The 13242-nt window shown below is 31.8% G+C and carries 14 protein-coding genes; 9 read left to right on the top strand and 5 right to left on the bottom strand.

The features are described from left to right. Window positions 1–175: 175 nt before the first annotated feature. The 6 genes from Q9969_RS08470 to Q9969_RS08445 all read left to right on the top strand — a co-directional run bounded on the left by Q9969_RS08470 (window position 176) and on the right by Q9969_RS08445 (window position 5694). Complete coding sequence (locus Q9969_RS08470) at window positions 176–316, top strand: hypothetical protein (protein WP_305556314.1); 141 nt, start codon at window positions 176–178, stop codon at window positions 314–316. A gap of 202 nt (window positions 317–518) precedes the next feature. Beyond that, window positions 519–1322, top strand: coding sequence for a potassium channel family protein (locus Q9969_RS08465; protein WP_305556300.1), 804 nt, complete (start codon window positions 519–521; stop codon window positions 1320–1322). A 25-nt stretch (window positions 1323–1347) separates the two neighbouring features. Beyond that, complete coding sequence (locus Q9969_RS08460; protein WP_305556284.1) at window positions 1348–2310, top strand: zinc-ribbon domain-containing protein; 963 nt, start codon at window positions 1348–1350, stop codon at window positions 2308–2310. A gap of 891 nt (window positions 2311–3201) precedes the next feature. Continuing rightward, the gene (locus Q9969_RS08455; protein ID WP_305556269.1) at window positions 3202–3546 is read left to right on the top strand and encodes a hypothetical protein; all 345 of its coding nucleotides are present in this window, start codon (window positions 3202–3204) and stop codon (window positions 3544–3546) included. A gap of 218 nt (window positions 3547–3764) precedes the next feature. Beyond that, a complete protein-coding gene (locus Q9969_RS08450) occupies window positions 3765–5015 on the top strand; it encodes an adenosylhomocysteinase (protein ID WP_305556257.1) in 1251 nt (416 codons plus the stop codon). A gap of 28 nt (window positions 5016–5043) precedes the next feature. Beyond that, window positions 5044–5694: a DUF2119 domain-containing protein gene (locus Q9969_RS08445; protein WP_305556254.1), complete on the top strand. Its 651-nt coding sequence runs from the start codon at window positions 5044–5046 to the stop codon at window positions 5692–5694. A 337-nt stretch (window positions 5695–6031) separates the two neighbouring features. Here the strand turns inward: Q9969_RS08445 and fen are convergent, their stop codons facing one another. Genes fen through cyaB form a run of 5 tightly spaced genes read right to left on the bottom strand, consistent with a single transcriptional unit; the run spans window position 6032 to window position 10588 of the window. After that, window positions 6032–7015 (bottom strand): flap endonuclease-1, encoded by a 984-nt coding sequence (gene fen / locus Q9969_RS08440; protein WP_305515278.1) that lies wholly within the window; start codon window positions 7013–7015, stop codon window positions 6032–6034. Window positions 7016–7020: 5 nt separating this feature from the next. After that, complete coding sequence (locus tag Q9969_RS08435) at window positions 7021–7578, bottom strand: chorismate pyruvate-lyase family protein (protein ID WP_305556251.1); 558 nt, start codon at window positions 7576–7578, stop codon at window positions 7021–7023. Between the two features lie 9 nt (window positions 7579–7587). After that, window positions 7588–8841 (bottom strand): homoaconitase large subunit, encoded by a 1254-nt coding sequence (gene hacA, locus Q9969_RS08430; RefSeq protein ID WP_305556248.1) that lies wholly within the window; start codon window positions 8839–8841, stop codon window positions 7588–7590. Between the two features lie 9 nt (window positions 8842–8850). Next, window positions 8851–10014 carry a homocitrate synthase family protein gene (locus Q9969_RS08425; RefSeq protein ID WP_305515273.1) on the bottom strand — a complete coding sequence of 388 codons (1164 nt, stop codon included), beginning with the start codon at window positions 10012–10014 and terminating at the stop codon, window positions 8851–8853. 37 nt (window positions 10015–10051) lie between these two features. Next, complete coding sequence (gene cyaB, locus Q9969_RS08420; RefSeq protein WP_305556245.1) at window positions 10052–10588, bottom strand: class IV adenylate cyclase; 537 nt, start codon at window positions 10586–10588, stop codon at window positions 10052–10054. Between the two features lie 364 nt (window positions 10589–10952). Here cyaB and Q9969_RS08415 point away from each other — a divergent pair, with 364 nt between their 5' ends. Genes Q9969_RS08415 through Q9969_RS08405 form a run of 3 tightly spaced genes read left to right on the top strand, consistent with a single transcriptional unit; the run spans window position 10953 to window position 13241 of the window. After that, window positions 10953–11498 (top strand): TATA-box-binding protein, encoded by a 546-nt coding sequence (locus tag Q9969_RS08415; protein ID WP_305515269.1) that lies wholly within the window; start codon window positions 10953–10955, stop codon window positions 11496–11498. Window positions 11499–11510: 12 nt separating this feature from the next. Continuing rightward, window positions 11511–13037, top strand: a complete 1527-nt coding sequence (serB, locus tag Q9969_RS08410; RefSeq protein ID WP_305556242.1) for a phosphoserine phosphatase SerB — start codon at window positions 11511–11513, stop codon at window positions 13035–13037. Between the two features lie 42 nt (window positions 13038–13079). Further along, entirely contained in the window at window positions 13080–13241 is a 162-nt protein-coding gene (locus tag Q9969_RS08405) for a hypothetical protein (RefSeq protein WP_305556239.1), read from the top strand. Window position 13242 lies beyond the last annotated feature (1 nt).

The following is a 13242-nucleotide window of genomic DNA, read 5'->3' as shown; positions in this document are numbered from 1 at the left end:
GAAATTCTCTAATTTATTATTTGTACTTTCTAATTTGTCTTTATAATTTTTTTCAAGGAATTTTAGAAATTTTTGATATTCTGAGGAAAAGTTCTTTTTCAAAATATTCGGCTAAATGTTCTGGATAATGTTTTGAATAATTTAACTGAAAACATTCAGTATTAACATAGAAGATGTGGATAAGTACAAAACAGAAGCACAAATATTAAAAGAAGAAAATAAAAATTATAAAGATAATCTAAACGAGTTATGGGATGAAATTAATAATATGAAAGAAAGAGAAAAAATATGGAATGAATATACTGCGAGGGATTAAATCTGTAAATGAGTGTCCGCCAAAACTCAAAAATTAATTTTTGACAAACACAAATTAATGCTTCGATTGTAAAATAAAGAAAATTTTATCTAGATGAATTTACTTTTGGCAGACACCTAGATGAAAATAATTAACATAGTTAAATTTATACCATTTAATAACCTATTTATTAATCATATTATCAAGTGAAGGTTTAATAAAAATGGAATTATTTGGAATAACTTTAAATACAAGAATGGTGATTTGGTTTGGTTTACATGGATTAATAATAGTAGATATTATTTTAATCACAATAGCTATGATTTTCACATTACCATCAAATATTGCCAGGGGTATTCAATCATTCGATTTTGTCGTGTGTATTCTTTTATTAAGTGAATGGACAATTAATTTCTATTTATCCAAACCTAAAAAAGTTTTTTTAAAGCAAAAGGACAATATAATTTCGTTAATTGCATCTATTCCATTTGATGTGATTTTACCTGCTGTTATTCCAGGAGTGAATCTTTTAAGGTATCTTAGATTACTTAAATTATTAAGAATAATGGTTTTATTCAATAAATTATTTAATGGAATTTCAAATTTCATTAAAAAAACTAATATGGATAAAATAATTGGTGGAATTGTTTTCACAATACTACTTTTCACAATACTAATATATGTTTTTGGTAATAATTATAACTTATTTGATAGTTTTTATTTTGTTGTAGTAACATTAACTACTGTTGGATATGGAGATATAACTCCCAATACTTTCAATGAAAAATTAATTACAATTATTTTAATTTTTATCGGGATTTTAGTGTTTTCTACAATTACTGGTGCGATATCTTCCTTTTTAACTGATAGAATACTTGATGATGAAGAGGAGGATATAAGTAATAATTTCAAGATAATCTTTGATGAATTAGATAAAACACATGGAGAAAATCAAATGCTGAAAGAAAATATTCATGATTTAAAAAAGGATATGGATATTTTAAAAGAGATGTTAAAAGAAAAATAAAACAATTTTACATGGGGTTAGAAGTTTGCCATTATCACAATCAAAATTAAATGTCGATAAAAATGAAATAAAAAGAGGAGAAAAAATATTAAAAGATATTATGGGCGGAAAACTAGTTAAAAATCGTAAATTCGCTAGAAAACTGGCTTTAAACGGTTTTACAGTTAAAAATATTAATAAAACATGGAATAAAATCAACGAACAAATTAAAACAGAATTAAAAAATGGGGAATTAAACCTAGATGATATTGAAAAAAGAATTGATGAAATAATTTTAGAAATTTCTGGTAATTCTCATATAATCACAACAGAAGAAGAGTATGTAGAATTGTATGAAAAAAAAGCAAATGGAAAAACAAGAAGAATAAACAAAAATGTTAGAAGTCAACAAGACAGGATAAAACAAGAAATTCTTAGTAAAAGAAAAATTAGTATTCAGTTACCTTATCAGTCTAATGGTGTTAATTCTACTATAATTGGTGGTGCAGTATTTGGAACTGCAGGTTTAGGATTAGGTGCATTTGATGAAGGAAATATAAAATGGAAAAGAACAGAGTTAATATTAATGGATAATGGATTAAATGTTAAATCTAATGGTGCTGTTGCATTATATGAAGATATTAAAAGTGTTGTATTAGGTAAAAGAGGTTTTATTCACACTATCATGACAATCATTACTCATGATAAGAATAATTTAATATTTAAAGTCGCTAGTGAGGATTCTACTGTTTTAAAAGAAATTATTGAAGATAATCTTACTTCAAATATATGTTCAAGCAATGATGATATTTTGTTTAAATATGCTGAATTGTATGAAAAAGGTTTATTAACTAAAGAAGAATTTGATTTGAAAAAACAAGAATTATTTAATAAAGATTCTAAAAGTGTAGAGGAGGAAACTCCTCGATTCTGTGGTAATTGTGGGGAAGTTTTGAATATGGATGATAAGTTTTGCACAAATTGTGGAGCTAATTTAGATCACCATTAAACTTTTATATTTTTTGTACAATTTATTATTTTTTATTATTTTTTATTATACATGCCTAATAATATGTCTTCCAATCTATATATACTTAATTATTCTTAAAAATTACTATAACAAATTTTAAACAAATTATAAGTTAATTAAATAACAACAAGTTACTAAAAAACTAAATCTAATGAAAACAATCAAAGAAAAAAATACGCCAAAAATGAAAAACTCAAAAACAAAAAAATAAAAACACACCCAATAAACTTTTGATTAAAAAACCCAAAAACCATCAAAAAAATGAAAAATAAAAAAATAAACACAAAATACACACTCAAGACCTAACAATTGACAGTCCCATTTTTATTATAGTTAAATAAATAAGTTTTCAAATCATCATGAATAAATGCACTTGTAAATACTTAAATAAACATGATGTCGTCATGATAATTTTAGACAGCACCGGATAAAATGGGTGGCGGTATATGTGTTGCTATACTTACAGGAATACTTTGGAAATATCCATTTTCCGTAGTTAAATGTTAATTAAAGAAAATCGAATAATCCATTCCCCATTTGAGTTTTTCCATCAATATTAAGCCCAAAACCCAAAAGATTTAAATGTCTGGAATTCAAACAATAATATGGAGAATGGGCTGTTTTATTATTATTGATAATAATTATTTTCCATTACACTATTCATAATTTATTATTGGGATTTTTAAATAATGCCAAGTATTTTTTCAAGTGTAAAAAAAAGCAAGCAGTTGAATCGCTTAAATGTAAAATCCAAGCATTTTATGAAAAAACTTTAACAAAAATAAAAGTTCGAGTGAAAAGGAAAATTGATAAGAAACGGATTAAAAATTATTTAAATAAAGTACAGGGTTCTTTTTAAAGGTGATATAAATGGTAGAATATAATGATTGTAATGAAAAAGCAGATGATGAGGATGCATGGTTTGCTTGCACATTTTGTGATGAAAAAGTATATACTGAGTATGTAGAGTTTGTTTGCCCATATTGCGGTGAAACTGATAGGGGAGAAGGTTTTTACACTTGTGAAAATTGTGAAACACTCTTTGATCATGGAAAGGATTTATGGATATGTGAATATTGCCATAATAAAGGAAAAGAGGAAGATGAAGAAGAAAAATATTGTCCGGAATGCGGTGAACTCTTAGAAGATCCAAATTTTTGTTATAGTTGCAGTTGGCCAAATAATCAGGGTTGGATTGGAGAACACTACGGATAATAAAGCTAAAGCTTAAATAATGCGATAAATACAGTAATTATAAAAATCAAGCTATTGGACAGTTCACCGGGGAATATTTTTATAATTTAAGTGCATATATTAATCAAAAAAATATTTTATCACTTAAGTTTTTGAAAAATGTCACCAATTAAAAAGTTATATTTAATTACTTTTAAATTTAATAAAATATTATTTAACAAATTTTCAATGATGATATTATGAGTAAAGTAAAAGATATCTCACTTGCACCTGAAGGTGTAAGAAAAATTGAATGGGTTCAAAAACATATGCCTGTTTTAGAACACATTAAACAAGAATTTTTAGAAACTCAACCATTCAAAGGAATAACAATTGGCTCATGTTTGCACTTGGAACCTAAAACCATTAACCTAGGATTAACTTTAATGGCTGGCGGTGCCGAAGTGGCAATGACTGGTTGCAACCCATTATCTACTCATGATGATGCAGTAGCTGGAGCTGCTGACTTAGGCCTGAACGTTTATGGTTGGAGGGAACAAGACGATGAAGAATACTACCAAACCATTAACATGGTACTTGATCACAAACCGGACATAATCATTGATGACGGTGCAGACATGATTATGGTACTTCACAATGAAAGAACTGAACTCTTAAGTCATATTAGGGGGGCATGTGAAGAAACCACCACTGGGGTCCACAGACTTCAGGCAATGCATGCTGATGGCGCATTAAAATTCCCAGTTATTGCTGTAAATGATGCCTATACCAAATACTTATTTGATAATCGTTACGGTACAGGACAATCCAGTTTTGACGCGATTATGGGAACTACCAATATGGTAATTGCAGGCAAGACAATTGTCGTATGCGGATACGGTTGGTGTGGAAGAGGCCTTGCTTTAAGAGCGGCAGGTCTTGGTGCCGATGTAATCGTAACTGAAGTTGATCCAATCCGTGCACTTGAAGCTAGAATGGACGGATATCGTGTAATGACCATTCGTGAAGCTGTAAAACAAGCTGATTTAATCATTACCGTAACAGGCAATGCCGATATTATCTGTGGTGATGACTTTAAATACATGAAAGATGGTTGCATGCTTGCAAACTCAGGTCACTTCAATGTTGAAATCAATAGGGGAGATTTAGAGGTAATCTCAACTGAAGTAAAAGAAGTACGTGAAAGTATTGAAGAGTTCACCATTAAGGATGGACGTAAAATTTACTTATTGGCCGATGGAAGACTTGTTAATTTATCAGCTGCACGTGGACAAGGTCATCCTGCTGAGATTATGGATATGAGTTTTGCCGTACAGGCACTGTCCGCTAAACACATTTTAGACAATGACTTGTCTGTTGGAGTTACTAAAGCACCTGATGAAATCGATTATAATGTAGCTACTATGAAATTAGAGGCTATGGGCATTGAAATAGATTCTTTAACAGATAAGCAAAAAGATTACATGAATAATTGGCAGGAAGGAACATAGATTTTCCTTCCAAATACTTTTTTTTCACATGTCTTATTTTAGATATATTGACAATGGTAGGGGACCAACCAAATTATTCATTGGTGGAATTCATGGAAATGAAGGTTTAACATCTCGCAGGTTCTTAAAACGCATTAATGAAGATGACCTATCGGATGGGCAGTTTTATTTTTACAATTTTGACAAAACTCCATATATTTCCACTATTAAAAAAGAATATTATGAGTCTGAATTAGGTTTGAAAATCTTAGGTTTAATAAATTATTTCCGCCCTGATTTTTACACAGAACTGCACTGTTATGATCTTAAAAATCATGATAAACTAACCTCAATGGAGAGGTATGAAAAAACCGGAATTCCTCCATTGATTAAACTTGGAAACCATGTGCTTGTATCCTCAATATCTCCTTTAATTCGTATGACTTATTTTTCAACTGATGCTGTATGTAAAACATTGGAATTTCCATGCTTTGAGAAATTAACTCCGGAATTAATTGAAAAACACAATTTTAATATGGAATTAGCTATTGAAACTTATGAGGATTTGCTTAAATTAATTTTAAAATCACCTTCACGGAATTATTTTGAAAGGGAAATGATGAAACATCACCAGAGGCAAGTTGAACTGGCTATGAAATATGCAAAAAAAGTTTTTGGAGAGAATTTTCCTCCATATTGATATTCTTTGTTTCTGGAATAGTATATGGAGTATCCAAAATCCAATTAATTGTCTTTTTAATGGAATATGGTCTCTTTTAAAAATTTGTCTCTGTATTGCTTTTTGATTAATTTATGCACAATTGTTTCACGATAAGCTATTTATAAGCTTTAAGTTATAGAAATAACTCCGATGGCAGGGAAATTTTGTTTAAAGTGAAATCGCATACTGAAATAGGGGTTTGATTAATTTTATATGGGCCAATCATTACATGATGGTATTTTCAATCAATTAGAACTTTTTTGAAAATGAAAAAATAATTAAAGATGTTGGCTATTGTTAATGCAATCAATAATAATTAAAACCATGCATCAAGGCTTCCTTGGGATGAATTTAAGTTTTTAAGTTTCGAAGAAGCTTTTAATACTCTGTCTTCTGAAAAACCATGCTGGTAGCATAAAAATTCAATAATCTTATCTTTTTTTGCTTTTTGCCATCTTATTTCATAATCGGTATTTACATTATGCTCTAGGAATATTTCACGAACTTCTTTTAAGTCATGTGTGGATTGACTTTGAAGTTCATCTAGTTTTTCCTGTAACATTCCGTTGTGGGCTAATTTAAGTGCGGTTTTCGCACCAATGCCTTTAAGGCCTTCACAAAAATCAGTTCCAATTAGAATCCCCATGTCTACTAATTGTTCATGGGTAACATTTAATTGTGACAGCACTTTGTCTAGCTGGTAATATTCAAGGTTTCCTAGATTTGAGCTAACTGCAAGATTTCTTACAACTCTTTTAGCTCCAAACAATAGACAATCGTAATCTTGGGAGGCAACTGCATATGCATCTCCATTGGATACAAGATAAGCTGCCTGTGCTTCTCCTTCACCTTTAGCTTCAACATATGGAATGCCCATATATGTTAACAGTTTTTTAGAGGAGTCAATAATTTCTGGTGAGAGTTTGGATGATCTCATTGCAAATTTTCTTGCTTTTTCAGTGTCTCCTTCTTTTAGAGCTTCTTTATAAATTTGTTCTGCTTCATCTCTTACTTCCCGCCTTTTTGCTTGTGTTTCACTTTTAAGTTCAGGTGCTTTTCCATCAAAGATATAAATAGGTTTAATGCCTTTTTCAATCATTGAAGAGTTTCTATATAATATTCCACTTAAATGTGAGGTTACATTGCCGTTTTCATCACTTAATGGTCTTCCGTCACGTTGCCTAATGGTCGATAGGAATTGATAAAGTGTATTGAAGGCATCAATCGAGACGATTCTTCCTTCTAGATCTTTGAAATTAATCGATTCCGGTTCAACAATATCTTTAAGTTTCACACCCATTTCAATCACCTGAAATAGCTAATTGGGAATACTTCTTTAATCCACATCAATATTTCATCATGGTGGATTATAATGTAATCACGTGCCAGCATGTCCTCGTCTGTTTTGAAAATCTTTTTTAGAGTTTCATTTGGTTTTTCTATGAATATGTTATTTACTTCACGTCTGGATTCAATATGGTAATTTTTTAAGATTCTACCAATCGGTATATCTGCCCTAATCAAATCTGCACAAACTTCTTTGGAGCATCGTTTTAACGGTATATGCGAGATGGCATATATCAAAGGATTACCGTTTCTATGCATTATAACTTCTCTAAAATTAATCTCCTCGCCTTCGCCAACATTCACTAATCTTGCATGATTTTCATCTGCATCTTCGAAATGCTGGTCAAGTGTTTTAAGGGTAATTTTACCGTACAATACATCTAAAATTGCGGTAATGGATCCGTCGGTTGTTAGTAGGATTTTTTGTGTATTCGAGAAATTTTCGTCGTGTTTTTCTTCTAGTTCTGTTATTTTTTCGATGAGGCTTTTGTTGGCCTCATTTTTATCGGGGGTCATTTTAATTACCTATAAATCTTTTGGATTTGTAATAACTCCAGTAATGGCTGATGCCGCTACTACTTTGGAGCTGGATAAGTATACTTCAGATTTAGGATCTCCCATTCTGCCTTTAAAGTTACGATTGGTAGTGGAAATGCAGGATTCTCCTTTGGATAAAACGCCCATATGTCCTCCAAGACACGGACCACAGCCAGGATTACAAATGATGGCTCCGGCATCAATAAATGTATCAATGAAACCTAGATGCATCGCCTCTTTGTATATTTCTCTTGAAGCTGGAAGAATTAGCAGTCTAACGCTGTCGTCAATTTCATTGTCTTTTAAAATTTCAGCGGCTTCTTTTAAATCTGAAAGTCTTCCATTAGTGCATGATCCAATTAGGCATTGGTCAATTGATGTTCCATCAATTTTTGAGATGTCCTTTACATTATCCACATCATTTGGACAGGCAATTTGCGGTTCTAAATCACTAATGTCAAAATTGAGTTCTTTTTCATAAACTGCATCTTTATCAGACCTAACAATATTTAATTCAGACTCTTTTTTATTTGTTTTTTGGCAAATGTATTGGATTACTTCATTATTCGGTTCCATTATGCCATTTTTAGCACCCATTTCAATTGCCATATTACACATGGTCGCTCTTCCTTCAACGCCCATATTTTCGATAGTTTCACCTGTAAATTCTGCAGTCTTATAAGTTGCGCCAGCTATTCCTACATTGCCGATAATGTTTAGTATGATGTCTTTAGGAGCAATGTATTCATTCAGTTTTCCTGTAACATTTATTTTAATGGCTTGAGGAACCATAAACCATGTTTTGCCAGTTGCCCAGACCATTGCAAGGTCAGTTGCTCCCATACCAGTTGAAAATGCTCCGAATGCACCATAGGTGCAGGTATGCGAATCAGCACCAACGATAACTTTTCCAGGTTCGACAAGACCCATTTCAGGAACTACCTGATGGCAAATTCCCTCCCCATGAATGAAGTTTTTTGTGATATTTTGCTCGTTTATAAAATTCCTACAGACTTTTTGAAATTCTGCCGAACCGATAGTATTTGCAGGGACATTGTGGTCAAAGATAATGGCTATTTTTTCCGAATCCCATACTTTGTTGGATATTTTTTCAAATGTTTTAATTGCAGGGGGGCTTGTTCCATCATGAGACATTGCAAGGTCAACTGGAATTTCTATGATTTCTCCAGGGGTTACTTCATGGCCCGCTTTTGCAGATAAGATTTTTTCAGTAATATTCATATTATTGCCTTATCTTTTAGTATTTTTAACAATTTCCTTGAATACTGTGTCGTTAATGTATTTGCCTTCTTCCCTTTGTTTTTTAACTTGTTTTACAATTTCAATTAACTCGTCATCACTCACATCAAGTTCACATTCATTTAATTTAGCTCTTACAGCTCTACATCCGGAATGTTTGCCGAGCACTAATTGACGTTTCTGTCCAACAAGCTCAGGTATATAAGGTTCATAGCATAGCGGCTCTTCAATAACCGCATCAACATGGATTCCGGATTCGTGTCTAAATACATTGTTTCCAACAACAGGTTTGTTGTATGGAATCGGAAGTCCGCTGGCGTTTGAAACAATATTTGACAGTTCTGTAATGTATTTTGTTTTAAAACCTAAATCTTTACCATAAAGGATTTTCAAAGCCATAATTATTTCTTCAAGTGAAGCATTGCCTGCTCTCTCACCAATTCCATTTACAGTTGTTGAAATACCTTTAGCACCGGCCAAGACTCCTGTAATTGAGTTTATGACTGCAAGGCCAAAGTCATTGTGGCAGTGAAGAGCTATGTTGATGTCCAGGTCTTTTACAAGTTCGCGAACCATATACTCGATACCCTGAGGTGTTATTGCACCTGTGGTGTCTGCAATATGAACTCTGTCAGCTTTACATTCCTGCGCTTTTGAATATATCCTTTTTAAAAATTCAATATCGGTTCTGGTTGCGTCTTCTGCGGAAAATGCAACATATAATCCATGATCTTTAGCATAATCAACTGCAGTTTCACATAAGTTAATGGCATCTTGACGTGTAATGTGCATTTTGTGGTCTAGGTGAATGTCGGAGGTTCCAACAAATGTGATTATTCCGTCAACATCACAATCAATCGCCGCATCAATATCTTCCGGCTTTGTTCTTGTCAGGGCCAAAATTTTAGCATCAAGACCTTCATTGGCTATTGCTTTTACTGATTCTCTTTCGCTTTGTGAAACAATAGGAAATCCAGCTTCAATTTGATGAATTTTTAATTGATCCAATTTTCTAGCGATTTCCAATTTTTCATTAAGGCTAAAGCAAACTCCGGGAGTTTGTTCACCGTCTCTTAAGGTTGTATCATAAATTATGAAATCGTCGGGAAATGTAATTTCACATTCTTTATTATAATGACTTATAAAATATTGCAATATATCACTTCGTTAAGTTAATATTTAATATTATTATTTAGTCATTATTTAAGTTTTCTAAAAGTTCCAAATAAGAGGTTCTCTCAAAGCCTTCTGTGATGCCTAATTTTTCAAAGAGTTTGAAAATTTTATCTTGGGCTTCACTGTAGTCAGAATTGCCCTCTAAAGCTATTTCTATTTCCATATATGGCCTTAATCCTTCGACATCATCAAGTGAAATTTCAAAGTTCTCAAAAGTGTAGTATTGACGATTTTTCCTAACGCGCCTTACTTCTTTAAAACCAATCTCTTCAAGGATATCTCTGGCTTTTCTTGCACTTTCTATTGCCATCTCAACTTCTTTTCTGGTTTTTGCTTTATCGTTGAGTTTTGGGCCTTTATAGGTTATGAAAGTGTCATTGTTTGTAGACCTTATTCTTAGGGCTTCATCACTTCTGGCAAAGTCTACAATTGGGCTTGCAAAGTATATGTCTTCCTGAAATTCCTTTTTACTTTTTTCAGCACCTAGTTTTTCTAGTTTTTCTTCCATTTCTTTAAAATTATTTATTTCAGCTTTTACTTCAACTTCAATCATGATATCAAATGTACTTTTGTCAGCATTGATTATTATATATAATGATTAGTGAACATCGGTGGTTGATTTGGTGTTTATTGCAATTTCATTTTTTAATAGCCGGTTTTTATAAAATATTATTGAAAAGTAGCAACATTTATAAACAGGTTTTTTCAATACATGTTTTTGATTTTTATTTATAAATAAACTTTTATTTCGAAAAGTCATTATTTTGCTTTTTTTTATAAAAAGTCTAATCTATTTTAAATAAACATAACTTTATATACTATTTAAATAAAATATTTAATTAGTGAAAATTTAATTTAATATTTTTGTTTTCTTAAATTTTACTTACTACTTTTAAAAACAAATTGGAGGTTTTAAATTGACCGATGTTGATATTAAAATTGAAAACATTGTTGCTTCTGCAAGCATTGGAAAAGATATTGTCTTAACTGAAGTATCTGAAGCTTTGGAAGGGGTTAATTTTAATCGTGAACAGTTTCCGGGATTGGTATTTAAACTCAAAGATCCTAAAACAGCAGCATTAATTTTTAGCTCTGGTAAGCTTGTTTGTACTGGAGCAAAATCTATAGATGATTCTAGATTAGCAATTAAAAAAACTGTCGACTTGATGAGGAGTATTGATACTGAAATTCCTCACGAATTCGATATTAAAATTCAAAACATTGTGGCTTCTGCAAACTTAGAATCCACATTAAACTTAGAAGCAGTCGCTTTAGAATTGGAAAATACTGAATACGAACCTGAACAATTCCCTGGTTTGGTATACAGATTATCTGACCCTAAAGTTGTATTGTTATTATTTGGTTCTGGTAAAGTGGTTTGTACCGGTGCTAAAACCAAAAGCGACGCTAAACTTGGTGTCGAAAGAGCTTACGATAGATTAAGTGAGCTAGATTTATTATAATTGGTGGTATGATTGATTAAACTTGTAGTATTTGACTTAGATAATGTTATTATTGATGGTGAAGCAATAGATGAGATAGGAAAATTAGCAAATGTTGAAGAAGACATAGCTGAAATTACTGAAAAAGCTATGCAAGGTGAAATAGACTTTGAAACTTCTATTAAAGACAGAGTTCAACTTCTTGAAGGAACTTCAATTGAGGAAATCCAAAAAGTTGCTAGCGAACTTCCATTAATGGCTGGTGCTCTTGACACCATCAATGGCTTGAAGGAAAAAAATATTGATGTGGCTATCATCAGTGGTAGTTTTGATGTAGTGGCTAGCGAAGTTTGCGACAAACTCGGAGTTGAAGCAGTTTACACTAACAGTTTCACAGTCGAAGATGGTAAATTAACTGGCGAAGTGACTGGTCCTTTAGTTTCTGGTTCTAAATTAGATGTATTAAAAGACCATGTTGAAAAAGCAGGAATTGCACTTGAAGATGTAGTTGCTGTTGGAGATGGCGCAAACGACATTTCTATGATTGAATCAGCTGGTTGCGGAATTGCATTCAATGCAAAAGATTCTGTAAAGGAAATAGCTGATGTTGTAGTAGAAGAAAAAGACTTAACCAAAGTCTTAGATAAAATCCTTAATCAATTAACCGCTGAAGAAGAAACTGTTGAAGAAGCCGAAGATGCTTCTGAAGAAAAACCTGAATTTGTTCTTGCCGACACCATGGAAGGCGTAAGAAAACAAAAAAATGAAAAAGAAGCTGAAATCGCAAAAGCTGCTGATGAAAGGGAAGAGTTCAATAAAATAGCTAGAGAACACCGTAGAATTAGAGATGAGTTAAATGCATCTTTAAAGGAAAACTTAAACAAAGCTATTGAATACAAAAACGAGCGTAATGAAATCAATAAAGATGTTGAAGCTGCTAAAAGAGCTCGTAATGAAGCAAACATCAAAATCAAAAATATTGAATGGAATTCCGGTAAACGCGATAAAGTTAAAATAGAAAATGAAATCAAAAAAATCGACAAGATCATTGAAACTCGCGTTTTAGATATCAAGAAAGAAAATCAGCTTGTTAAAAATGCAAATGATTTAAGAAAACAATTAATGGACATTCATGAAGATGAATCTGTTAAAGCTGAAGCTGATGAATTGAGAAAACTGTCTGAAAAAGAACATGAAAAAGTTATTGAACTTTCAGAAAAAGCTCAAACAGCTCACGAGGAAATGCTTAAATATTTCAGAAAAACAGATGACATCAGAACTGCAGCAGATGAAGCACATAAAAACTTCATTGAAGCACGTAAAAATGCATCCGCTAAACATGAAGAATTTAAAGCTATCTTAAGTGATATTCATGTTATCAACAAAAAATTAGGTTCCAACAAACCTAAACGTAGAAAACCTGATAACAAAGGATCTTCCGGCCCTAATAAAAACCGTGAAGAAAGACAAAGGGCACAGCAAATCTTTGAAAAATTCAAAAAAGGTGGAAAAGTATCTACCGAAGAGATTTTGCTCTTGCAAAAATACAACATAGGTTAAATATAATTTAACCTAATCATTTTCTTTTTTTTAAGGTTTAATATGGCGGAAAAAAAAATAGAAACTTGTTTTATCTGCGGCAAGAAATTCGATATGAATAAAGCCGACTTGGCATATTATCGCAATGGCCAATTTCCGATTTGTGATTTCTGTGCTGATTTCTATCGTTTTTATAATGATGATTTAAGTACGAAAAAGGATTGAC

Origin of the sequence: Methanobrevibacter sp. V74 (genome assembly GCF_963082495.1) — an archaeon.
GTDB lineage: Archaea > Methanobacteriota > Methanobacteria > Methanobacteriales > Methanobacteriaceae > Methanocatella.
Note: the sequence above shows the minus strand (reverse complement) of the source record. Positions and strands in the feature narration are given on the sequence as shown.

Coding starts and splice junctions, on each gene's coding strand:
- Q9969_RS08435 (WP_305556251.1), bottom strand. CDS start 7,578: ATGACCCCCGATAAAAATGAGGCCAACAAAAGCCTCATCGAAAAAATA.
- hacA (WP_305556248.1), bottom strand. CDS start 8,841: ATGAATATTACTGAAAAAATCTTATCTGCAAAAGCGGGCCATGAAGTA.
- Q9969_RS08450 (WP_305556257.1), top strand. CDS start 3,765: ATGAGTAAAGTAAAAGATATCTCACTTGCACCTGAAGGTGTAAGAAAA.
- Q9969_RS08445 (WP_305556254.1), top strand. CDS start 5,044: ATGTCTTATTTTAGATATATTGACAATGGTAGGGGACCAACCAAATTA.
- Q9969_RS08465 (WP_305556300.1), top strand. CDS start 519: ATGGAATTATTTGGAATAACTTTAAATACAAGAATGGTGATTTGGTTT.
- Q9969_RS08405 (WP_305556239.1), top strand. CDS start 13,080: ATGGCGGAAAAAAAAATAGAAACTTGTTTTATCTGCGGCAAGAAATTC.
- fen (WP_305515278.1), bottom strand. CDS start 7,015: ATGGGTGTGAAACTTAAAGATATTGTTGAACCGGAATCGATTAATTTC.
- Q9969_RS08455 (WP_305556269.1), top strand. CDS start 3,202: ATGGTAGAATATAATGATTGTAATGAAAAAGCAGATGATGAGGATGCA.
- cyaB (WP_305556245.1), bottom strand. CDS start 10,588: ATGATTGAAGTTGAAGTAAAAGCTGAAATAAATAATTTTAAAGAAATG.